This window comes from Streptomyces paromomycinus (assembly GCF_003865155.1).
GTDB lineage: Bacteria > Actinomycetota > Actinomycetes > Streptomycetales > Streptomycetaceae > Streptomyces > Streptomyces chrestomyceticus.
Genome location: NZ_BHZD01000001.1, coordinates 8,721,694 through 8,744,377 on the forward strand (window position 1 = coordinate 8,721,694; position 22,684 = coordinate 8,744,377).

Sequence of the window (22,684 nt, forward strand, 5' to 3'; positions counted from 1 at the left end):
CCGCCAAGGGCCGGGGGCGGTACGGCCACGGGCCCCGCCCGGAGGCGGGGCCCACGCGGGCGGGTGGCCGGCCGGTCAGTGGGCCGAGGCCGGTGCCGCCGCTTCGCGTGCCGCCCGTTCGGCCGAGGTCCGCGCCTGCTCGAACTGGGTGCGGTACAGCTCTTCGTAGCGCCCGCCCGCCGCGAGCAGCGCGTCGTGGGTGCCGCGCTGCACGATCCGGCCGTCCTCGACCACCAGGATCAGGTCGGCGGCCCGTACGGTCGACAGGCGGTGCGCGATGACCACGGACGTACGGCCTTCCAGCGCCTCGGCCAGGGCCTCCTGCACCGCTGCCTCGGAGGTGTTGTCCAGATGCGCGGTGGCCTCGTCCAGGATCACCACGCGCGGCCGGGCCAGCAGCAGACGGGCGATGGTCAGGCGCTGCCGTTCACCGCCGGAGAGCCGGTAGCCGCGCTCGCCGACCACCGTGTCCAGACCGTCGGGCAGCGAGGCGATCAGACCGTCCAGGCGGGCCCGGCGCAGCGCGTCCCACAGCTCCTCCTCGCCTGCCGAGGGCCTGGCCAGCAGCAGGTTCTCGCGGATCGTGTCGTGGAAGAGGTGCCCGTCCTGGGTCACCATGCCGAGGGTGTCGCGGATCGAGTCGGCCGTCAGGTCGCGTACGTCCACGCCGGCGAGCCGTACCGCGCCGGTGTCCGCGTCGTACAGCCGCGGCAGCAGCTGCGCGATCGTCGACTTGCCCGCGCCCGATGAGCCGACCAGGGCGACCATCTGGCCCGGTTCCGCGCGGAAGGAGACGTCGTGCAGCACCTCGGCGCCGCCCCGCGTGTCGAGGGTCGCCACCTCTTCGAGGGAGGCGAGGGAGACCTTGTCGGCGGCCGGGTAGCCGAAGCGTACGGAGTCGAACTCCACCGAGACCGGCCCGTCCGGCACCGCACGGGCGTCCGGCTTCTGCTCGATCAGCGGCTTCAGGTCGAGCACCTCGAAGACCCGCTCGAAGCTGACCAGCGCGCTCATCACCTCGGTGTGCGCGCCGGAAAGGGCCGTCAGCGGCGCGTACAGGCGGGTCAGCAGCAGGGCCAGCGAGACGATCGCGCCGGTTTCGAGGTGGCCGCGCAGCGCCAGGAAGCCGCCGAGGCCGTAGACGACGGCCAGGGCGAGGGCGGAGACCAGGGTGAGCGCGGTGACGAAGTACGTCTGGACCATCGCGGTACGGACCCCGATGTCCCGCACCCGCCGGGCCCGCGCGGCGAATTCGGCGGACTCCCGGGCCGGGCGGCCGAACAGCTTGACGAGGGTGGCGCCCGGCGCGGAGAACCGCTCGGTCATCTGCGTACCCATCGCGGCGTTGTGATCGGACGCCTCCCGGCGCAGCCCGGCCAGCCGGCGGCCGACACGGCGCGCGGGCAGCACGAACACCGGCAGCAGCACCAGCGCGATCAGCGTGATCTGCCACGACAGGCTCAGCATCACCGCGAGCGTCAGCAGCAGCGTCACGACGTTGCCGACCACACTGGACAGCGTGTCGCTGAACGCCCGCTGTGCGCCGATCACATCGTTGTTCAGGCGGCTGACCAGGGCACCCGTCCGCGTACGGGTGAAGAAGGCGACCGGCATCCGCTGCACGTGGTCGTAGACGGTGGTCCGCAGATCCAGGATCAGCCCCTCGCCCAGGCTCGCCGACAGCCAGCGGGTCAGCAGGCCGAGCCCCGCCTCCGCCAGTGCGATGGCGGCGATCAGCCCGGAGAGGCCGAGCACCGTGGCGGCCGCCTCGCCGCCGACGATGGCGTCGACCACCCGGCCGGCGAGCAGCGGGGTGGCCACCGCCAGTACGGCGGTCACCGTGCTCAGCAGCAGGAACCAGGTCAGCGGGCGCCGGTGCGGCCGGGCGAAGGCGACGATGCGCCGCAGGGTGGAGCGGGAGAAGGTCCGCTTGCCCTGCTGCGCGTACGAGGCACTGTGCAGTGAGTGCCAGGCGGTGACTTCCATGTCCATCGCGGTCCTCCGGGGCGGCGTGGTCGGCACGTGGTCGATCGCGGGCCGTGGTGACCGGCGACATGCCCGAAGCTAAGACCTCAACCAATGTTGAGGTCAAGGGATTCCCTTGTCGGCGCGCCGCGAGCCGGAGGAGGTGGGGTGCAGGGCGGCGTACGGGAGGGGGTGCGCGCCGGGTGCGCGCCGGCGGGGGGCTGGGCGTGCGGGGCCGCGGGTGGCGGGCTTCAGCGCCTGCCGCCCGCTTCGGGCGCCCGCCGCCTGCCGCCCACCACCATGCCTGCGGCCCGCCTCAGGTGCCTGCCGTCCGACTTGAGTCCCCGACGATCGCCGCCCGCCTCAGGCGTCCGCCGCGCGCCGCCACGCTGCGGCGCGCAGCAGCCGTAGCCCGTTGAGGCCGACCAGGACGGTCGACCCCTCGTGCCCGAGCACACCCAGCGGCAGCGGCAGGTGCCCGGCCAGGTCCCAGGTGACCAGCGCGCCGATGCACACGGACGCGATGACGAGGTTCTGCACCACCAGCCGGCGCGCCCGGCGGGAGAGGGCGACGACCGTCGGCACCGCCCCGGTCTCGTCGCGCACCACCACCGCGTCGGCCGTCTCCAGCGCCAGGTCGGAACCCACCCGGCCCATGGCGACGCCGCTGTGCGCGGCGGCCAGCGCGGGCGCGTCGTTCACCCCGTCGCCGACCATGAGCACCTTCGCCCCGGCGTCCTGCCAGGCACGGACCGCGGCTGCCTTGTCCTGCGGCAGCAGTCCGGCCCGTACGTCCGTGATGCCGCACTCCTCGGCGGTACGGCGGGCGGCGCGGGCGTTGTCGCCGGTGAGCAGGGTTACGCCGGCTTCGGATGTCGGCTCAGCTTCAGCGCCGGTGCGGGCTCCGGCTTCAGGGCCGGCTCCGGCTGCAGGTCCAGGTCCGGTTCCAGGTCCGGCTCCGGTTCCAGGTCCGGCTCCGGTTCCAGGTCCAGGTTCGGCTCCGGTTCCAGGTCCAGGTTCGGCTCCGGTTCCAGGTCCAGGTTCGGCTCCGGTTCCAGGTCCAGGGGGAGCTTCAGCTCCCGTCAGGCGGTGGAGCCGGGCCACGGCATCGGGGGCGCCGGGGCGGAGCCGGTCGGTGAGGGCCAGTACGGCTACGGGCAGGCCGTCCACGAGAACAGCCACCGCTGTCTGTCCGGCAGCCTCGATCTCCGACGCGACGGCGCGCGCCCCGCGCAACTGTTCCTCCGCGAGCCCTTCCCCGCTCCCCGACACCCCCGCGCTCAGAAGCCCGGCCGGGCTGCCGACCCGTACGGTGCGCCCCTCGACGACGGCGCGGACGCCCTGCCCCGGCGTGGACGAGAACGCGCACGCGCCGGGCACCCGCAGCCCCCGCACCCGCGCGGCCGCGACCACCGCCCGGGCGATCGGGTGTTCGCTGGGCTGCTCCGCCGCGGCGGCGAGCGCGAGGGCACGCGCCTCGTCCGTACCGCCGCTGCCCAGCGGACGCACCCCGGCGACACGCGGCGCGCCCTCGGTGAGCGTGCCGGTCTTGTCCAACGCGACCCGCGTCACCGCCCCCAGACGCTCCATCGCCGCAGCCGACTTGACCAGGACGCCGTGCCGCCTCGCGGTGGCGATCGCGGACAGCAGCGGGGGCATGGTGGCCAGCACGACCGCGCACGGCGACGCCACGATCATGAAGGTCATGGCCCGCAGCAGGGTGGTGGTGAAGTCCGCGCCGAAGAACAGGGGCACCGCGAACAGGGTGAGGGTCACGGCCACCACCGCGGCGGAGTACCGCTGTTCCACCTTCTCGACGAACACCTGGGTGGGCGCCTTCGTCCGGCCGGCTTCCTCGACCATGGCCACGATGCGGGCGATCGCCCACTCGGTGGCGTCCTTGCCGACCCGTACCCGCAGCGCGCCGGTGCCGTTCAGCGTCCCCGCGAACACCTCGTCGTCCGGGGCCTTGTCCACCGGCAGCGGCTCGCCGGTGATGGTGGCCTGGTCCACCTCGCTCGCGCCGGCCAGCACCGTGCCGTCGGCGGGCAGCCGCTCTCCGGGGCGTACGAGCACCGTGTCGCCCACCCGCAGTGCGGCCGCCTCGACGGTCTCCTCCCGGCCGTCGGTCGTCAGCCGTACGGCGGTGGAGGGTGCGAGGTCGAGCAGGCCGCGCACGGAATCCTCGGTGCGCCGGGTGGCCAGGGCCTCCAGGGCACCGGAGGCCGCGAAGATCACGATCAGCAGGCCGCCGTCGAGGAACTGCCCGATCCCCGCCGCGCCGACCGCCGCGACGACCATCAGCAGATCGACGTCGAGGGTGTGTTCGCGCAGCGCCTGGAGGCCCGCGAGGCCAGGTTCCCAGCCGCCGGCCGCGTAACACACCGCGTAGAGCGGCCCCCACGCCCACGCCGGAGCGCCCGCCAGGTCGAGGGGGAAGGCGAGCAGGAACGCGAGGGCGGCGAGGGCCGCCCAGCGCACCTCCGGGAGAGCGGAGAGGCGGGTGCGGCGGGGGCGGGGCGGGGGAGCAGGGGCCGTCGGGGCCACGGTCAGGGGCGCGGCAGGTGGTGCGGCAGGTGGTGCGGCCGGGGGAGTGGCGGGAGCCGGCCGGCCGGTCGACGGCGCGGTGGTGGCCGGTGGCTGCTGCGTACGGCCGTGACGGGACGTGGACGTCATCGATACCTCGGTGCGGGAGGGGGCGCGGGGACGGAACCCGGACACCATAGCCGAACACATGAAGACGTCTTCAAGTATTACCGAATATACGATGAGGCATATGGGACACGGAGTCGACGGCAGGACCACACCGGCAGCACACCTGGACGCTGATGCGGCCGCGACCATCGCCGCCACGCTCCAGGCGCTGGCCACCCCCTCGCGGCTGATGATCCTCACCCGCCTCCGCCAGGGCCCCTGCCCGGTGGGCGAGCTGGCCGAGGCGGTCGGCATGGAGCAGTCGGCGGTCTCCCACCAGCTACGGCTGCTCCGGGCGCTCGGCCTGGTCACCGGGTCGCGGCAGGGCCGCCGGATCGTCTACAGCCTGTACGACACACACGTCGCCCAGCTCCTCGACGAGGCCGTGTACCACATCGAGCACCTGCGGCTCGGCGCGCGGGACCTGCCCGACACGGCAGCAGCCGAGGACACCGACAGCTCCGAGGCCGAGGTTGAGACCGAAGCCGAAGCTGAGGCCGAGGCCAGAACCGGAGCCGCGAGGAAGCGCGTCAGCCGCTGACTCGGCCGCTGCCTGAGCCGCCGACTCCGTCCGCGGCCCGGCGTGCGCGCCCGAGTGCATCCCGGCGCGCACTCCCTCCCGCGCACTCCCTCCCGCGCGCTCCCGCGCTCACCCGGCCCTGTGCGCCGCCAGCCGCTCCCGTACGTCCTCCGCCGAGAGGTAGACATCGGTCCGTTCGAAGTCGCGCAGCGTCGCGGGCTTCTCGGCCTGGAAGCCGGTACGGACGAAATCGTCCCCGGCGGTGGCGTTGATCAGCCAGTTCGCCACGGTACGGAACCTGGCGACACCGGTGCGCAGCGCCAGCAGGTGGTAGCCGCGCGCCGCCACCTGGGCGGGCAGCCCCGTCAGCTCGTACCCCAGCGGTTTGGACACCGCGTCGATGCCGCCGAGGTCCACGACCAGCCCGAGGTCCTTGTGCCGGTACGGCGTCCGCGGCGCCCCGCGCAGCCCGGCGATGATGTTGCGCGCGGCGTGCTTGCCCTGCCGCTGGGCGTGCTGCGCGGTGGGCGGGCAGACCGCGCCGGCGCCCTTCGTCAGGTCCGGTACGGCCGCGGCGTCACCGCAGGCCAGGACGTCCGGCGTGCCCGGCACGGTCAGATCGGCGTCGACGACGAGCCGGCCCCGTACGGTCTCCGCCCCGAGAGTGCCGATGAGCGGGCTGGCCGCCACGCCCGCCGTCCAGATCAGCGTCCGGCACGGCAGTACCCGCCCGTCCGTGAACTGCACGCAGTCCTCGGTCACTTCGGCGACCGAGACGCCGAGCGACACTTCCGTACCGCGCTGCCGCATCAGCTCCAGCGCCTTCCGGCCCAGCCGGTCGCCCAGCTCGGGCATCAGCTTCGGCGCGATGTCGATGAGGTGCCACTTGATCTGGGTCGGATCCAGCCGCGGGTAGCGCCGGGCGGCCGCGTTGGTGAGCCGCTGGAGGTAGGCGACCGTCTCCGTCCCCGCGTAGCCGCCGCCGACGACGACGAACTGGAGCCGCGCCGCGCGCTCTTCCGGATCGGTCGAGGCCGCGGCGATGTCGAGCTGCGCGATCACGTGATCCCGGATGTACGCCGCTTCGGCCAGCGTCTTCATGCCCCGCGCGTACGTCGTCAGGCCAGGGATGTCGAACGTACGGGTGATGCTGCCGGGCGTCAGCACCAGCCGGTCGTACCGGATGTCGGTCGTCTCACCCGTGATCAGCCGTACGACGCAGACCTTCGCCGCGGTGTCGATGCCGATCACCCCGCCGGGCACCAGGCGCGTCCGGCGCAGGATCCGCCGCAAGGAGGGCGCGATCGACTGCGGGGTGACCACTCCGGCGGCGACGTGCGGCAGCAGCGGCAGGTACAGCTCGTAGTTGTTGGGCGTGACCAGGACGATCTCGGCCGTCTCGGCGGACAGCCCGTGCTCCAGGCCCCGGGCACACTCCACCCCGGCGAAGCCGCCGCCCACGATCAGGACTCTGGGTCGTTCCATGACGCGTCCTCGCCTCTGTTCGGCAGCTGTGTCGGCTCCCGGCCACGCTGGCACGGGGCGGCGGCCCTCGCCACCGCGCCCACCGGGTACCTCCTGCGACCGGGTGAGAAACAGGCGTCCCGGCTGCCACGTGCGTCACGGGTCGGCGCCGTATGCGTCACGGTCCGGTTCCGCGGGCTCAGCGGCCGTCGCGATGGGTGGGCCGGGGGCGCCCGGTGCGGGCGAAGTGCGGCAGCGAGATGCCGCCGCGGTGCGCCGCCTCGCCGCTGCCGGGCCGGACGAAGAGGGTGACGGTGACGCCTTCGGTGAAGCCGTTGCGGCGCATCAGCGTCGCCGACGCCGTGTTGTTCACCTCGACGTCGGTCACCACGGACGAGGCGCCGGCCTCCGTCAGCGCGGCGCAGCAGTCCTGCACCAGCCGCCCGGCCACACCGCGCCCCTGGAAGTCCGGGTCCACCGCGATCCACTCCAGATAGCCCCAGTCCTCCCGCTGCTCGAAGGTCATCGAGCCGAGCACGAACCCGGCGAGCCGGTCCCCGGCCATGGCGACCCGGCAGGCGGGCACGGAGGCGTCGAGGTGCGTGGCGACGGCGGTCAGCGACCATCCGGTGTACGGCATGGCGTCGGTGTCGTAGACCCGTTCGCCCAGCTCCAGGACGGCGGGAAGGTGCTCGGGCCGCAGCGGGTGCAGGGTGATCTCGGAGTCGTGCGCGTCAGGTGTCGGCATGACCGGCGCTCCTTTCGGTGGAGCGGTTGGACGGCGGGACGGCGGGACGGTGGGGCGGAGAAACGATGGAGCGGCGGAACGGCGGCGAACGGCTGAGACAGAGCGCGGCCGCAAATCAACCCTAATCGGCGCAATATCTCTCCGCGGATCCGCCCCTGTAGTTTGCGGGGGTGAGCACCACCGTCGCCGAGATCCTCTCCCTTCTGCTGCTGGTCTGCGTCCTGGTCTTCGCCGTACGGAGGCCGGGCGGCGCCCCCGAGGCGGTGGCGGCCGTACCGGCGGCGGGCCTGCTCGTACTGGTCGGCGCGGTGTCGCCGGACGCCGCGTGGGAGCAGGTGCACAAGCTGCTGCCGGTCGTCGGCTTTCTGGCCGCCGTGCTGGTCCTGGCGTATTTGTGCGCCCAGGAAGGGCTGTTCGAGGCGGCGGGCGCGGCGCTGGCGCGGCGCTGCGCGGGACGGCCACGGCTCCTGCTGGCCGGAGTCTTCGTGCTGGCCGCCGCGGTCACGGCGGTGCTCAGCCTGGACGCGACGGTGGTACTGCTGACGCCGGTGATCGTGGCCACCGCCGCGCACGCCGGCGCACGCGCCCGGCCGCACCTCTACGCCTGCGCCCACCTCTCGAACTCCGCCTCGCTGCTGCTGCCCGTCTCCAACCTCACCAACCTGCTGGCCCTCGGCGCGGCCGGGCTGTCCTTCACGCGGTTCGCCGCCTTGATGGCGCTTCCGTGGGTCGTCGCGGTGGCCTTCGAGTACGTGGTGTTCCGGCGGTTCTTCGGCCGGGAACTGGCGGAAGACGAACGGCGCGCGGACGCCGGGGAGGTCCGTGCGGAGGAGTCCCGTGCGGGGCGTGCTGGGGAGGAGCGCGAGCGGCGGGACGCTCCGCCGCCGCTCCCGGTCTTCGCGATCGTGGTCCTCTCGCTGACGCTCGCCGGGTTCGTCGTGACCTCCTTCGCCGGGGTCGCCCCCGTCTGGGCGGCACTGGGCGGTGTGCTCGTCCTCGGGATACGCGCGATGGCACGCCGGGATGCGGCTGTGACCGGCACCGCAGCCGGCACTGCGACCGACACCGGCACCGGCACTGCGGCTGACGCCACCACCGGCACTGCGGCCGGCGCCGCGACCGGCTCCCTGACCGGCACCGCAGCCGGCATCGTGAAGGCGGCCAACCCCTTCTTCTGCCTCTTCGTGCTGGCCTTGGGCGTCGTGGTGGAGGCGGTCGTCGCCAACGGTCTCGGCGGCGCCGTCGACCGGCTGCTGCCCGAGGGCGCTTCGCTGCCCGCACTCCTCGGTGTGGCCGTGTTCGCCGCTCTCCTCGCCAACGTCATCAACAACCTGCCGGCCGTGCTGACGCTGCTGCCGGTCGCGGCACACGGCGGCGCCGGCCCCGTCCTCGCGGTGCTGATCGGCGTGAACCTCGGCCCGAACCTGACGTACGTGGGCTCGCTGGCCACGCTCCTGTGGCGGCGCATCCTCCAGGACCGGGGCGACGCACCGGACCTGGGCACCTTCACCCGGCTCGGGCTGCTGACCGTCCCCGGGGGCCTGGTCCTGTCGACACTGGCCCTGTGGGGAGCCTTGCAGCTCATCGGTACCTGACGGGCCGCCACCCCCGAGGACTCATGGACGACAAAAATGCATACCCTTCGCCCGAGTGAGTGAACTGAGTGAACTTGTGACCGATTGGCGAGAAGGGCGCGCAGACGCCACGTAAGGCAAGTGTGGGCAAGGGATAAGCGCTGACCGGAAACAGCTCGGTCCTTCAGCCGAAGCACGGCACCGGGAGACGGGCATATCGCACCTTCCCTGCCCCAGCCGCCGCTCCTCCCCGCCTCACCCCGCCCGGCAACCGCCCCATCGGACCGACACCGCCCACCGTGACGGCCGTCACACTCGCGCCCTCCGGCGGGCGAACGTCCACCGACCAGGCCCATGGCATGAGTTTGAGACAACTTCATTACGTATGTGCCGTCCGGACTGACGGTGGGGCCAGCGGGTAAGCCGTAGACACGTAGGGCGCAGCCGACGACCCGGACCCCGCCGGAGGCTGGCACCGCGCGGATGCCGAACGCCGACGGTGGTCATCTCCGCCCGGGCCGCAACGGGCGAGTCCCCAAACTTCCGTACGTCCCCACCGCCAGCGTGCGGCGGCATCACACGCACAGGCACGGAGGTGGGGACAGAAATGGTGGAGCAGGGGCGGAGCTACGCGAGCAGGGAACACGTGGCGGGCGCGACCACGGTGGTGGTTCTGAGTGGAGAAGTGGACATCCTGGCGGCGACCGCGTTGACCGCGCGTCTCGACGAGATCACCGGAGTGCGCCACCCCGATCTCGTCCTGGACGTGCGGGAGGTGACCTTCATCGACTGCTGCGGCATGTCCATGCTGTGCCGCACCCGGCGCCGGGTCGAGGCCAAGGCGGGCCGCCTGCGCCTGGCCGGAGTGGCCGACAGTCCGAGCGTGCTGCGGCTGCTGCGTCTGACCGGCCTGCTGCCCGCCTTCGACCTCTGCCTCGACCCGGACCCCGACGCCATACCCGGACTCACAGGCGAGCCCCGGCCGGACGACGGCTGCTCCTGCACACCCACCGAGAGCGGAGGACGCCCGGCCGCCCCGGACGCCCCCTCGGACACCGCCGTCGCCTGATCGGACGTCAGGCCGGCAGCTGTGCCTCGATGGCCGCTGTCAACTCCGCCGCCTCGGGCTCGGTCCGGGGCCGGAACCGCCCCACGACCGCCCCTTCCGTGTCGATGAGGAACTTCTCGAAGTTCCACTGCACGTCACCGGCCTCGCCCGCGCCGTCCTCGGTGCGGGTGAGTTCCGCGTACAGCGGGTGCCGGTCCGGACCGTTGACGTCCGTCTTCTCGAACAGCGGGAAGCTGACCCCGTAGGTGGTCGAGCAGAACGTGGCGATCTCCTCGGCGCTGCCCGGCTCCTGGCCCGCGAACTGGTTGCTGGGGAAGCCGAGGACGCTGAAGCCACGGTCGCCGTACTGCTGCTGGAGCCGCTCCAGCCCCGAGTACTGCGGCGTCAGACCGCACTTGGACGCCACGTTGACCACCAGCAGGGCGCGGCCCCGGTAGTCGGCCAGCGAGGCGGGCGCACCGTTCAGGGTGCGCAGGGGGATGTCGTACAGGCTCACGTTCAGGCTCCTCGCTACGAGACCGCTGTTGCGGACGGACTTCCTCGGGGACAACATCGCCCGCCCGCGCGTTCTTCCCCACCGGCCGGCTGAAGGGTGCGCGACGACCGGCCGAGCCCTCGACTCAGGCCACTTCCGGAACGGGGTCGTGGCCATGCTCGGCCATGAACGCATTCTGGGCCTCTTGCGCCCTCGGAACTGTGCTTTCAGGTGTCCCTACAGCCTATCGCGAGCCACTGACAGTGCCGCATTCGCAAGCGCACTGCTGTTCACCTCTGCTTGCTATCCAGCGACCAGGACGGTCGCGGTCGGAGCGCGCCGGTGTGCCATTCCCTCAGGAGCTGGTCGAAGATCGGGGTGTTGCCGTCCGGGGGGTGGTGGGGTTGGAACGGCTGGTGTGGGTGGTGCGGCTGGTCTGAGTGGTGGGTTGTCTGGAGGAGGTTGGTTGGTTGGTGGAGGTGGTGTGGTTGTGGGTGCGGGTGTGGAGGGCTCTGTGTGCCGTTCATGTGCAGAGTCAACAGGGAGGTGGTGGCCTGGGTTGTGGTTCGCCACGGGGGCGGGCCGAGAAGCCCTCGCGTCGGTGATGGGCAGAAGATACGTTCCCGCGGGCTCCGGGCGCGTCTCGGGCAAGTCGGGGAGCGGGCTGTGGGCTTCGCGGTGGGTGGTCCTGACGGAGTGTCGGGTTGTCGGTAATAACTCGGCTGTGTAATTGCTGTGTGCGGACTATCCCCTTTCTGTGAGGGGATGGTATCGGCCATGCTTTGTGCCGTCGTTTATGGAGGGGGGTGCGGGGAGGTGGGCGGAAAGTGGCTGGCTGAGGGTTGATCGAGTGGGGGTGTGGCGGCGGGTAGGGGGCGGAGGGGGGTGCGGAAGTGCTGGTCGGGTGGGTGGTGTCGGGGGCCTGGGAGGCCAGGGGAAGCGTTCCTGCGGGGTCGGAATTACGGGAGGTGGCAACCGGAGGATCCGCTCCGGGGGATTGACCGGAAAGGTGCTGGACGCAGCAGGATTCGGCATTCCGCTTCCGTGGCTCATGTTTCTCTCATGTTCACGTGGCACGGTGAGATGGCGTGTTCGAGGCGGCATCGGAACCCCCGTACGGCCGTGCCCTTTTCCTGTGGCGGGGCATCCCGCTTTTCCGGTGCCGTCGCCGCCGGTAATGCACTTCCCCCGAAAACCGGCCTCGGCGCGAGGCCGCCGACCTCCGCAGGCGCCGTCCGCGGCGGCGCCCCGCACGGTCGTGCTCGCGCCGGAGACACCACCGTCGCCCTGCGGTGCCCCGACCCCCTCCGCTTCCGGGAGAGACCACCATGTCCGCCACCACCTTCGTGGACCGGCCCGTACTCACCGAACGACCGCACGGCCGCTGGCAGTTCTGGCACACCCCGGTGGGCCGGCCGCGCTGGGACCGGCCCGCCCTCTTGGGCATCGCCGCGCTCGCCGCGGTGCTGTACGCCTGGAACATCACCAGCAGCGACTACGCGGGGTATTACGCCGCCGCCGTCCGCAGCATGTCGGAGAGCTGGAAGGCGTTCCTCTTCACGGCCTTCGACCCGGCGTCCACCGTCACCCTGGACAAGATCGGCGGCTTCCTGTGGCCGCAGGCGCTGTCCGCGCGGATCTTCGGGTTCAGCAACTGGGCCCTGACGCTTCCGCAGTGCGTCGAGGGCGTCGTCTGCGTCCTGGTGATCCACCGCACGGTACGGCGCTGGCGCGGCCCGGCGGCCGGCCTGCTCGCCGCCGGAGTGCTGACCCTCACGCCGGTGGCGGCGTCGATGTTCGGGCACGCGCTGCTGGAGGCGCCGCTGACCATGTGCCTGGTGCTCGCCGCCGACCAGTGCGCGAAGGCGATGGGCACCGGGCGGCTGCGCCCCCTGCTGCTGGCGGCCGTCTGGGTGGGAGTGGCCTTCCAGGCGGCGATGATGCAGGCGTGGATCATCGTGCCGGCGCTCGCCGTCGCGTACTTCGTCGTGTCACCGGCCGCACTGCGCAAACGGCTCGGCCATCTGCTGACCGCGGGCGCGGTGCTGTTCGCCGTCTCGTTCTCCTGGGTCCTGCTGATGACCGTCGTACCGAAGGACGCACGGCCGTACGTGGACGGGTCGCGCGACAACAGCGCCCTGTCGATGGTGTTCGGCTACAACGGCTTCGACCGGCTGAAGTCCGGCTGGAACATCGATGCCGCCAACAGCACCACTCCGGGGACGGCCAAGGGCACGTCCGGAGCGGGCAGTGGGGCCGGAGCGGGCAGTGGGGCCGGAGCGGGCAGTGGGGCCGGAGCGGGCAGTGGGGCCGGGGTCAGCGGTGGGGCCGGGGCTTCTGCTGGGACCTCCGCCAAGACCGGTTCCGGGCGGCATGTTCCCGGGCAGGCCGGTTCGGGCGCGAAAGCCGCGCCCGGCACCGGCCTGGCGAAGGGAGGGCAACAGGCCCAAGGCGGTGGATCGCACGTGGCGGTGGGCGCCCCTGTCAGCGGCTGGCTCAAGCTCTTCCGCGCACCCCTGGCGCAGCAGATCGGCTGGCTGTTCCCGCTGGCGCTGTCCGCCCTCGTCCTCGGCTTCGTCACCCGCCGCAAACAGCCCCGTACGGATCCGGTGCGCGGCGGCTACCTGCTGTGGGGCGGATGGCTGCTGACAGCGGTGGCGGTCATGAGCGCCATCAACGTCCCGCACGCCACGTACATGGCCGCCCTCGCTCCCGGCCTCGCCGCGCTGTCCGCCGCTGGGGTTGTCACGCTCTGGCGCGTTCACCGGAGGGCCGAGGGTGTGCAATGGGCGCCCGGTCAGGTTGAGGGGCGGGAGGCGGCTGAGCTTCAGGTTAAGGGGCGCCGTGCCGGAAGCGGTGCCTGGGCGGTCTTGCGTACGTGGCTGCTTCCGGCCGTCATCGCGGCGCAGGCGGCCTGGGCGGTGTACCTCGTCTCCGGCCACTCCGGCTGGGTGCCGTGGCTGATCCCCGTCATCATCGTGACGGCGCTCGCCGCCCTCGGCCTGCTCGCCCACGGCGCCCTCCGCGCCCGGCGCGCCGACGACGGACCGGACGCCCGGAGTGAATCGGATCCTCGGAGTGGTCCGGACGTTCGGAGTGGTCCGGACGTTCGGAGTGGGTTGGGCGCTCGGAGCGGATCGGACGCGTCCCGCGCTCCGGCGCATGCCCGCGCGCAGCAGTACGCCCGCGCCCGCCAGCGCGCCCGCGCGCGGCGCATCGCCATCGCAGGACTGATCGCCGGCTGCGTCACGATGACGGCGGCGCCCGCCACCTGGTCGCTGTCCGTGCTGGACCCGCGCTACACCGGTTCCGCGCACTCGGCGTCCGCGGGCCCGCAGGACTCCACGCTCGGCACGCCCACCCGGCTGACGGACACCCAGCGCAAGATCCTCGATTACGTCGAGCGCCGCCGTGGCTCCGCCGACTACGCCTTCTCCGCCGGGCTGTTCACCGCGGAGCCGTACATCCGCCTCGGCGGCTCCGTGGTCCTGCCGCTCGGCGGCTTCGCGGCGGGGACCGAACCGGTCACCCTCAGCGAGTACCAGCGCCTGGTGGCGGCCGGGAAACTGCGCTTCGCGCTCGTCGGCGCGGGGGACGGCGTGGGGAATTCGGAGACGGCGCGGATCAGCCGTTGGGTGCGGTCGGCATGCGAGAAGGTCGACCCGTCGGCGTACGGCGGCGAGTCGCGCGCCGGAAGCGGAAGCGGAAGCGGAAGCGGGAGTGGGAGTGGGAGTGGGGGCGGGCAGCAAGCCGGGGCCGGGGGCAAAGCCGGATCCGGGGCCCAAGCTGGAGCGGGCGCCGGTGCCGGTGCCGGTGCCAGCCAGAGCCTCTACCGCTGTTCCGCCGCGAGCACGGACGTCTGAGGCCGTACGCGTCTGAGGTTGTACGCGTCTGACGCCGTACCCGCCTGACGACGCCCGTGCCCGTCACGGCTCCCGGCGAGGGAGCGGCGGAGCCCCGCCACGGCCCCTCTTCCGCCCCTCGCCGGCTATGACCCTCTTGGCCCGTCGTGCCCCTCTTGACCCGTGAGCGAGCGGGCCAGCACAGTACGGGGAATCGTCTGGTCCGCAGTCCGACCGGTCTCCTGACTTTACGTCAGGGGAGTTGGAGGGTGCCGTGCACAGCAGCCCGAGTGTCGTGCCGCCCGGCTCGGGCACCGGCGTACCGGCGGCGGGCGAGCCGTCAAACGCCCTGTCGTCGGACGCCGCCCCGTCGGACACCCCCTCGCCGGACGCCGCGCCGTCGTATGCCGCGCCGCCGTACGCGGTGCCGCCGATCGACGAAGCGGCCGCCGTGGCCCTCACGCAGGATCTGGTCCGGCTGCGGACCGTCAACGCCGCGGGCGCCACCGCCGTCGAGGAGCCTGCCGCCGACCTCGTCCGCCGGCTCTTCACCGAGTTCGGCTGGCCGTACGACGTCGTCGAGGTCGCCCCCGGGCGGCCCAACGTCGTCGCGGTCGTCGAGGGCGGCGGCGGCCCGGGCCGCACGCTGATGTTCGAGGGGCACACGGACGTCGTGACGGAGGGCGACGCCGCCGCGTGGAGCGTCGACCCCTACGGCGCGGAGATCCGCGACGGACGGTTGTGGGGGCGCGGCGCCGCGGACATGAAGTCCGGGGTGGCGGCCATGATCTACGGCGTGCGGGCGCTCCAGCAGGCCGGGCCGTTCCCCGGCCGGATCGTCGTCGGTGTGCTGTGCGACGAGGAGGGGCTGATGCTCGGCGCCAAGGCGTTCGCCGCCTCGCCGCCGGCCGCCGAGGTGGACGGTGTCGTCGTCTGCGAGCCGGAGGGGTACGAGGTGTGCACCTCGGCCCGCGGCGGCATCCGCCTCCGGCTGGGCCTGCGCGGGGTGATGGCGCACGGCGCGATGCCGCAGGAGGGCCGTAATCCCCTCGTCGCGGGCGCGCGCATCGTCGCCGCGCTCGCGGAGGCCGTGAAATGGGCGGTCGGACGGTACGGGACCCACCCGCACGCCGGGACGGTGACCGTCACCCCGACAGTGCTGTGCGCCGGCGATCCCGACCAGCTCAATGTCATCCCCGGCCACGGCGTGCTCGGCATCGACGTACGGACGGTTCCCGGCACCGACCACGCCGAGGTCGTCGAGCGGCTGCGGCAGACCGCCGTGGCCGCCGCGGCCGACGTGGGGGTCACGGTCGAGCTGACCGTCGTCGACGACCGCCCGGCCGTGGAGATCGCCGCCGGCCACCCGCTCGTCCGGGCCTTGGTGGCCGGCCACCGGCAGGTGCACGGCGTCGAGCCGTCGTTCGGCGCGGTCCCCGGCACGACCGACGGGACGATCCTCACCCGCGACGCGGGCCTGCCGACCGTCGTCTACGGGCCGGGCGGCAAGTGGATCGCCCACCAGAAGGACGAGTACGTGGAGGTGCGGGAGATCGCCGAGTACGCGCGGGTGTACGCGGTCGCGGCCCGGCACTTTCTCGACGGGCACGAGACCCGCCCCGGGCCGCCCGATTCCGCGGCTCTCCGCCCGGAAGGCGGCGACGCGGCATGACGCCTCCGGTCAGCCCGCCCGGCGGCCGTGACGACGTCCCGCCCGGCGGCCGTGACGACGTCCCGCCCGGCGGCCGCGACGACGCCCCATCCGTAGGCGTACCTCCCGCCCCACCCGGAGGCGTACCTCCCGCCTCGTCCGTAGGCGTGCCTCCCGCCCCGTCCGGAGGCGTGCCTCCCACCCCGCCCGAGGACGACCCTCCCACCCCGCCCGTACCCCCTGACCGCCTCCCCGTAGGCGACGGCTGGGTGCCCGCCCCGCGTACCGGCCCGGTGACCTTCCCGTACGACGGCGAGGAGTTCGCCAGGGCGCCGGTGGGGGACCCTGACCTCGCCCGCCGCGCCGTCGAACACGCCGCGGCCGTCCGCCCCCGGGTCGCGAAGCTGGCCTCACGCGTACGGCGTCAGGTGCTGGGCGGGGTGGCAGCGGACCTGGTGGACGTCGCCGGTCCGATGGAGGAGCTGCTCGTCCGGGAGACCGGCAAGCCGCGCATCGACTGCCGTACCGAAGTCCGGCGGGCCGTGGCCACCTGGCAGGCCGCGGCCGACGAGGTGGTGCACATCCACGGGGAGACGGTGCCCCTGGACCTGCTCCCCTCGGGGGACGGCATGTTCGGGTTCTGGACCCGGCGCCCGGTCGGTGTCGTGGTCGGCATCGCGGGCTTCAACTACCCGATGATGCTGGCCTCCCACAAGATCGCCCCGGCGCTCGCGGCCGGCTGCCCGGTGATCGTCAAACCGGCCCCGGCCACCCCGCTCGCCACCCTGTGGCTGGTCCACCTCGTACGGGAACGCCTCACCGCGGCCGGCGCGCCCGCCGGCGCCGTCCAACTGGTCACCGGCGACTCCGAGGTCGGCCGCGCCCTGACCACGCACCCGGAGGTCGCCGCGGTCTCCTTCACCGGCTCCGCCGCCGTCGGCCACCGCATCGCCCGGGACGCCGCGCCCCGCAAGGTGGTGCTCGAACTCGGCTCCAACGCGGCGCTCGTGGTCGCCGCCGACGCCGACCTGGACGCCGCCGCGGACGCGGTGGCCCGCGGCGGCTACTACGCCTCCGGCCAGGCGTGCATCGCGGTGCAACGCGTGATCGCCGTGGCGGAGATCGCCGGCGAGCTGGAGCGGCGGATCGCCGAACGGCTGCCCGGCGTCGTCGTCGGCGACCCGCGCGAGGAGCGCACCCGGGTCGCCGCCCTCATCGACGAGGCCGCCACCGAACGCGTGCTGACCTGGATCGACCGGGCCCGCGCCGCCGGGGCGCGGCTGGTGGCCGGCGGCACCCGCGTCGGCCGGTGCGTGGCACCGACCCTGTTGGCGGAGGTGCCGGACGGCCAGCCCGCCTGGGACGAGGAGATCTTCGGGCCGGTCGTCGCACTGCGTACGGTTCCGGACCTGGAAGCGGCGTACGACCTGGTGAACGCCGGGCGGTACGGGCTGCACGCGGCGGTCTTCACCCGCGGCCTGGACGCCGCCTTCCGGGCGCTGGACGTGCTCGACGTCGGCGGCGTGGTGATCAACGAAATGCCGGGCTACCGCAGCGACGTGGCTCCGTACGGCGGCGTCAAGGACTCGGGGCTGGGCCGCGAGGGCCCGCGGTTCGCGATCGAGGAGCTGACGGTGACGCGGATGGCGGTGATCCGCCCGTGAGTACCGCGGACGGCGACGCTACGGGCCGCACTCCCCACGGCTCAGGAGCCCGTCTGCGTACGCCCTGTGCCCTTGGAGCCCGTCCCTGTACGCCCTGTGCCCTTGGGGCCCGTCTGCGTACGCCCTGTGTCCCTGGAGCCCGTCCCTGTACGCCCTGTGCCCTTGGAGCCCGTCCCCGTACGCCCTGTGCCCTTGGAGTCCGTCCCCGTACGCCCTGCGCCCCTGGGGCCCGCCCCCGTACCCCCTAGGCCCCCGGAGCCCACCCCCGTACCCCACGACCCCGGAGCACCCCATGGACCAGGTGATCGAGTACGCGAAGCTGTTCCGCCTGGACGGGCGGCGGGTCGCGGTCGTCGGCGGGGCCGGCGGGATCGGGCGGGAGGCGGTACGCGCCCTGGCCGCCCACGGCGCCGAGGTGATCGTCGCCGATGTGGACGCGGCCGGGGCTGCCTCGGCGGCGGAGGCAGCCGCCGCCGAGACCGCGGCCCCCGGCAGCCGGACCGGTACGGCGACCGCGTTCCCCCTCGACGTGCTGGACGACGACGCGGTACGGGACGCGGCCGCGCGGTGGGGCGCACTGGACGGGCTGGTCGTCACCGTCGGCGTCAACGTACGCAAGCGGATCACCGACTACACCGCCGCCGAGTTCGACCGGGTCGTCGCCCTCAACCTGCGGGCGGTCTTCAGCCTGGTCCGGGCCGTGGCGCCCGGTATGGCGGAACGCGGCCGGGGCAGCGTGGTCGGCCTGGCCTCGATGCGGGCCTTCCAGGTAGAGCCGGGGCAGAGCGTGTACGCGGCGTCCAAGGCCGGGCTGGTGCAGTTCCTGCGGACGGCCGCGGCGGAGTGGGGGCCGCGCGGCGTCCGGTTCAACGCGGTGGCGCCCGGAGTGGTCCGTACGCCGCTCACCGACCAGATCGCCGCCGACCCGCAGTGGTACGACGCCTACGCGCAGGCGTCCGCGCTGCGGCGCTGGGCCCGCGCCGACGAGATCGCGGGCGCCGTCGCCTACCTCGTCTCGGACGCGTCCACGTTCGTCACCGGCAGCGTCCTGGCGGTCGACGGCGGGTGGACGGCGGTCGACGGCCGGTACGAGCCGAAGCTCTGAGCCCGCCCGGCCGCCTGCCCGCCCGGCCGCCTGCCCGCCCGGCCGCCTGCCTGCTCGCCCGCCCGCCCCCCCCCGCACCGGCATACCGACGTACGGAACCCGGAACCACCACGGAGACACATGCCCCCGCCCACCACCACCTTCCACCTTCCCGGCCTCACCGCCCCCGTCGAGATCCGCATCGACCGCTGGGGCGTGCCCCACCTCTACGCCGCCTCCCGGGACGACCTCTTCCTCGCCCAGGGCTTCAACGCTGCCCGGGACCGGCTCTTCCAGATCGACCTGTGGCGGCGCCGGGGGCTCGGACTGCTCTCCGAGGTGTTCGGGGAGAGCTGCCTCGAACACGACCGGGCGGCCCGGCTCTTCCTGTACCGCGGCGACATGGCCGCCGAATGGTCCGCCTACGGGCCCGGTACGGAGCGCGTCGTCAACGCCTTCGTGCGCGGTGTCAACGCGTACGTCGCGCTCTGCCGGGCCGATCCCGCGCTCCTGCCGCCCGAGTTCGCGCTGCTCGGGCACCAGCCCGCCTACTGGGAGTCCGCCGACGTCGCCCGTATCCGCAGCCACGGCCTCTTCTACAACCTGGAGCAGGAGGTCGCCCGCGCGCTGACCCTGCGCGACCACGGCCCCGAAGTCGAGGAGCTGCGCCGGGTACGGGAGCCGGCGCACGACCTCCGCGTACCGGAGGGCCTGGACCTGTCCGTCATCCCGGACGACGTGCTCCGCGTCTACCGGCTGGCCACCACACCGCCATGGGAGAACGGCGGGCCGGCCCAGGGGCCGGACGGCAGCAACAACTGGGTGATCGCCCCGGCCCGTACCGCCACCGGCCGCCCGCTGCTCGCCAACGACCCGCACCGCGCCGTCACCCTGCCCGCGCTGCGCTGTCTCGCGCACCTGTCGGCCCCCGGCATCGACGCGGTCGGCGCGGGGGAGCCCGCGCTGCCCGGCATCTCCATCGGCCACAACGGCCGGATCGCCTTCGGGCTGACGATCTTCCCGATCGACCAGGAAGACCTGTACGTCTACCGCACCAACCCCGCCGACCCGCGGGAGTACTGGTACGACGGCCACTGGGAGCCGATGCGCCGCGTCACCGAGACGGTCCCGCTGCGCGATGCCGGGCAGCCGGCCACCGTGGACCTGTGGTTCACCCGGCACGGGCCGGTGATCTACGACGACCCGGAGCGCGGCACCGCGTTCGCGGTACGGGCCGCCTGGCTCGGCCCCGGCATGGCCCCGTACCTGGGCAGCACCGGATACCTGACGGCGGACGGCCCGGACGCCTTCGTCGCCGCGATGGACCGGTGGGGCGCCCCCGGCGAGAACCAGGTGTACGCCTCCCCTGACGGGACCATCGGCTGGCAGCCGGGCGGCCGGGTCCCCGATCGCCCGAACTGGGACGGCACGCTGCCGGTGCCCGGCGACGGCCGTTACGAGTGGGCGGGCTTCCACCCCGTGCGTTCGCTGCCGTCCGTACGCGACCCCGCGCAGGGCTGGTTCGCCACGGCCAACCAGATGAACCTCCCGCCCGGCTACCCGAACGCCGACCGGACCGTCACCTACGACTGGCACGCACCCGTCCGCCACGACCGGATCGCCGCGGAACTGGCCGCGCGCACCGGCTGGACCGTCGCGGACTGCGTGCGTCTGCAGACCGACCACACCAGCCTGACCGCACGCCGCGTCCAGCCGCTGCTGGCCGGCCTCAGCAGTGACGACCCGGCCGTGGCATGGGCGCTGGAGCAGCTCCGCGCCTGGGACGGCGAGCTGGTGCCCGGCTCCCTCCCCGCGGCGCTCTTCGAGGTCTGGTTCCGGCGGCACCTGCGTCCGGCCGTACGGGAACGGGCGCTGGCCCGCCTGGTGCCCCCGGACCGGCTGGCCGCCGCGCTGGCCCGCGTCCTGCCCGTCGGCGACGCCGCCACCACCGACCCCCGGGTGGACCTGGACCTGCTGCTCACACCGGGCGAGCGGCTGGGACCCGACCCGGACGGAACCCTGCGTACGGCCGTCCTCGAAACCCTTCCCGCCGCGCTCGCCGACCTCGGGCGGCTGCTCGGACCCGACCGCGCCCGCTGGACCTGGGGAGCGCTGCACCAGGCGGAACCGCGGCATCCGCTCACCGCGTGGCTGGGCGGACAGGCGCCGGACTGGACCCGGGCCGGGCCCGCGCCGCGCGGCGGCAGCGGCGACACGGTCGATGCCACCGCGTACGGCCCGGACTTCCGGCAGACCGCCGGAGCGACCTTCCGGCTGGTGATCGACGTCGGCGACTGGGACGCCTCGGTGGCCATGAACGCGCCCGGCCAGTCCGGCGACCCGCGCAGTCCGCACTACCGTGACCTGTTCGCGGACTGGGCGGCGGACGGCGCCTTTCCGCTCCTGTACGGCCGTGCCGCGGTCGAACGGAACACCACCCGAGTGATCATGCTGAGGCCACCGGGCGGGCCGGGCTCGGGCACCCCGCCGGACCACCGTGATTCAGATCACGGGAAAGGTGGTGTAACAAACCACCGGTAAGTGCGCGATGAATAAAGAGGTGCTCGCCGTGCACCGTGCCTATGTGTATCGAGAGGTTCCTCGTGTCACTCACCTCGCCCGTCATGCGACCGCAGGAGACAACCGAATCCCCGGCCCCGGAAGCTGTACCGTCCGACGGTACGGCCGTCGAGGCGGCCGGCGGATTCACCCTGTCCCACGGTGACGAGGGGGACGCGCCGGCGCAGCAGGTCGCCGGCGCCGGAGCCTCCGCCGACCCGGTCAAGGACTACCTGAAGCTGATCGGCAAGGTGCCGCTGCTCAACGCCGAGCAGGAGGTGGAGCTGGCCAAGCGCGTCGAGGCCGGGCTGTTCGCCCAGGAGAAGCTGGACACCGGCGAGCCCGCCGGGAAGCTCCGGCGCGAGCTGGAGATCCTGGTCGCGGACGGCGCCCGCGCCAAGGAGCACCTGGTCGAGGCCAACCTCCGGCTCGTCGTCTCGCTCGCCAAGCGCTACACCGGCCGCGGCATGCTCTTCCTGGACCTGATCCAGGAGGGCAACCTCGGACTGATCCGCGCGGTCGAGAAGTTCGACTACGTCAAGGGCTTCAAATTCTCGACCTACGCGACGTGGTGGATTCGCCAGGCCATCACCCGGGCGATGGCCGACCAGGCCCGGACGATCCGTATTCCCGTCCACATGGTGGAGATCATCAACAAGGTGGCGCGGATTCAGCGCCAGCTGCTCCAGGACACCGGCCGCGAACCCACTCCGGAAGAACTGGCCAAGGAACTCGACATGGCCCCGGAAAAGGTCATCGAAGTACAGAAATACGGCCGTGAACCGATATCCCTGCACACCCCGCTGGGCGAGGAGGGCGACAGTGAGTTCGGCGACCTGATCGAGGACACCGAAGCCGTCGTCCCGGCGGAGGCCGTCGGCTTCTCCTTCCTCCAGCAGCAGCTGCGCTCCATCCTGGAGACCCTGGCCGACCGGGAGGCCGGCGTCGTCTCCATGCGCTACGGCCTCAAGGACGGGCAGCCCAAGACGCTCGACGAGATCGGCAAGGTCTACGGCGTGACGCGCGAGCGGATCCGCCAGATCGAGAACAAGACCATGTCGAAGCTCCGCCACCCGTCGCGGTCCCAGTTGCTGCGCGACTACCTGGACTAGGGGCGGGAGCCCGGGAGCCGGAGGGCTCGCGGGGGAGCGGCGCCGGGGGCGCGCGCCCCGCGTGATGCGCCCTCCGCAGCCCGGTGACCCGCCGCCGGGCCGCTGCTAGCCTCGCAGCAGCGGCTCGCGGGGGACGGGGGTCCGGGATGAGGTCCGCAGCAGCGAAAGCCGGTCGTGCCACCGCAACGGTGGTGCTGGTGCTTCTCGCCACCACCACAGCGTGTGGCCGGTCCGGTGGGCCCGGCCCAGGCGGCGCCCCGCCC

13 protein-coding genes and 1 pseudogene are annotated in these 22,684 nt (G+C 73.2%); 9 read left to right on the plus strand and 5 right to left on the minus strand.

Translation table 11 applies throughout. The features are described 5' to 3' along the window. Window positions 1-75 precede the first annotated feature (75 nt). Window positions 76-1,992, minus strand: a complete 1,917-nt coding sequence (locus OEIGOIKO_RS37020; protein WP_125057696.1) for an ABC transporter ATP-binding protein — start codon at window positions 1,990-1,992, stop codon at window positions 76-78. Between the two features lie 336 nt (window positions 1,993-2,328). Further along, entirely contained in the window at window positions 2,329-4,641 is a 2,313-nt protein-coding gene (locus OEIGOIKO_RS37025) for a heavy metal translocating P-type ATPase (protein ID WP_125057697.1), read from the minus strand. Window positions 4,642-4,741: 100 nt separating this feature from the next. Between OEIGOIKO_RS37025 and OEIGOIKO_RS37030 the strand changes: the two genes are divergently transcribed. Further along, window positions 4,742-5,200: an ArsR/SmtB family transcription factor gene (locus OEIGOIKO_RS37030; RefSeq protein ID WP_246177795.1), complete on the plus strand. Its 459-nt coding sequence runs from the start codon at window positions 4,742-4,744 to the stop codon at window positions 5,198-5,200. A 108-nt stretch (window positions 5,201-5,308) separates the two neighbouring features. On the opposite strand, the gene OEIGOIKO_RS37035 is transcribed toward OEIGOIKO_RS37030, so the two are convergent. Together OEIGOIKO_RS37035 and OEIGOIKO_RS37040 are read right to left on the minus strand one after the other, a co-directional pair. Then, the gene (locus OEIGOIKO_RS37035) at window positions 5,309-6,664 is read right to left on the minus strand and encodes an NAD(P)/FAD-dependent oxidoreductase (protein ID WP_125057698.1); all 1,356 of its coding nucleotides are present in this window, start codon (window positions 6,662-6,664) and stop codon (window positions 5,309-5,311) included. A 178-nt stretch (window positions 6,665-6,842) separates the two neighbouring features. Continuing rightward, complete coding sequence (locus OEIGOIKO_RS37040; protein WP_125057699.1) at window positions 6,843-7,391, minus strand: GNAT family N-acetyltransferase; 549 nt, start codon at window positions 7,389-7,391, stop codon at window positions 6,843-6,845. A 170-nt stretch (window positions 7,392-7,561) separates the two neighbouring features. Between OEIGOIKO_RS37040 and OEIGOIKO_RS37045 the strand changes: the two genes are divergently transcribed. Both OEIGOIKO_RS37045 and OEIGOIKO_RS37050 read left to right on the plus strand, forming a co-directional pair. Then, window positions 7,562-8,986, plus strand: a complete 1,425-nt coding sequence (locus OEIGOIKO_RS37045; RefSeq protein WP_125057700.1) for an SLC13 family permease — start codon at window positions 7,562-7,564, stop codon at window positions 8,984-8,986. 586 nt (window positions 8,987-9,572) lie between these two features. Continuing rightward, on the plus strand, window positions 9,573-10,034 hold the full coding sequence (locus tag OEIGOIKO_RS37050) for an STAS domain-containing protein (RefSeq protein ID WP_125057701.1): 462 nt from the start codon (window positions 9,573-9,575) through the stop codon (window positions 10,032-10,034). Between the two features lie 7 nt (window positions 10,035-10,041). Here the strand turns inward: OEIGOIKO_RS37050 and OEIGOIKO_RS37055 are convergent, their stop codons facing one another. Beyond that, window positions 10,042-10,530 carry a glutathione peroxidase gene (locus OEIGOIKO_RS37055; RefSeq protein WP_125057702.1) on the minus strand — a complete coding sequence of 163 codons (489 nt, stop codon included), beginning with the start codon at window positions 10,528-10,530 and terminating at the stop codon, window positions 10,042-10,044. A gap of 1,307 nt (window positions 10,531-11,837) precedes the next feature. Here OEIGOIKO_RS37055 and OEIGOIKO_RS37060 point away from each other — a divergent pair. The 6 genes and pseudogenes from OEIGOIKO_RS37060 to OEIGOIKO_RS37085 all read left to right on the plus strand — a co-directional run. Further along, entirely contained in the window at window positions 11,838-14,372 is a 2,535-nt protein-coding gene (locus OEIGOIKO_RS37060) for an ArnT family glycosyltransferase (RefSeq protein WP_125057703.1), read from the plus strand. A 253-nt stretch (window positions 14,373-14,625) separates the two neighbouring features. Continuing rightward, window positions 14,626-16,023 (plus strand): ArgE/DapE family deacylase, encoded by a 1,398-nt coding sequence (locus tag OEIGOIKO_RS37065; RefSeq protein WP_246177797.1) that lies wholly within the window; start codon window positions 14,626-14,628, stop codon window positions 16,021-16,023. Window positions 16,024-16,193: 170 nt separating this feature from the next. Next, window positions 16,194-17,666: an aldehyde dehydrogenase family protein gene (locus tag OEIGOIKO_RS37070; protein WP_125057704.1), complete on the plus strand. Its 1,473-nt coding sequence runs from the start codon at window positions 16,194-16,196 to the stop codon at window positions 17,664-17,666. A gap of 292 nt (window positions 17,667-17,958) precedes the next feature. Further along, window positions 17,959-18,771: an SDR family NAD(P)-dependent oxidoreductase gene (locus tag OEIGOIKO_RS37075; RefSeq protein WP_218040030.1), complete on the plus strand. Its 813-nt coding sequence runs from the start codon at window positions 17,959-17,961 to the stop codon at window positions 18,769-18,771. A 120-nt stretch (window positions 18,772-18,891) separates the two neighbouring features. Continuing rightward, on the plus strand, window positions 18,892-21,291 hold the full coding sequence (locus OEIGOIKO_RS37080) for a penicillin acylase family protein (protein WP_125057705.1): 2,400 nt from the start codon (window positions 18,892-18,894) through the stop codon (window positions 21,289-21,291). A 140-nt stretch (window positions 21,292-21,431) separates the two neighbouring features. Then, window positions 21,432-22,421: pseudogene (locus OEIGOIKO_RS37085) on the plus strand (RNA polymerase sigma factor); the annotation flags it as partial. Between the last annotated feature and the right edge of the window lie 263 nt (window positions 22,422-22,684).

Excerpts from the sequence above, each read along its gene's own strand:
- OEIGOIKO_RS37020 (WP_125057696.1), bottom strand. The coding sequence starts at position 1,992 with ATGGACATGGAAGTCACCGCCTGGCACTCACTGCACAGTGCCTCGTAC.
- OEIGOIKO_RS37025 (WP_125057697.1), bottom strand. The coding sequence starts at position 4,641 with ATGACGTCCACGTCCCGTCACGGCCGTACGCAGCAGCCACCGGCCACC.
- OEIGOIKO_RS37030 (WP_246177795.1), top strand. The coding sequence starts at position 4,742 with ATGGGACACGGAGTCGACGGCAGGACCACACCGGCAGCACACCTGGAC.
- OEIGOIKO_RS37035 (WP_125057698.1), bottom strand. The coding sequence starts at position 6,664 with ATGGAACGACCCAGAGTCCTGATCGTGGGCGGCGGCTTCGCCGGGGTG.
- OEIGOIKO_RS37040 (WP_125057699.1), bottom strand. The coding sequence starts at position 7,391 with ATGCCGACACCTGACGCGCACGACTCCGAGATCACCCTGCACCCGCTG.
- OEIGOIKO_RS37050 (WP_125057701.1), top strand. The coding sequence starts at position 9,573 with ATGGTGGAGCAGGGGCGGAGCTACGCGAGCAGGGAACACGTGGCGGGC.
- OEIGOIKO_RS37060 (WP_125057703.1), top strand. The coding sequence starts at position 11,838 with ATGTCCGCCACCACCTTCGTGGACCGGCCCGTACTCACCGAACGACCG.
- OEIGOIKO_RS37075 (WP_218040030.1), top strand. The coding sequence starts at position 17,959 with ATGGACCAGGTGATCGAGTACGCGAAGCTGTTCCGCCTGGACGGGCGG.
- OEIGOIKO_RS37080 (WP_125057705.1), top strand. The coding sequence starts at position 18,892 with ATGCCCCCGCCCACCACCACCTTCCACCTTCCCGGCCTCACCGCCCCC.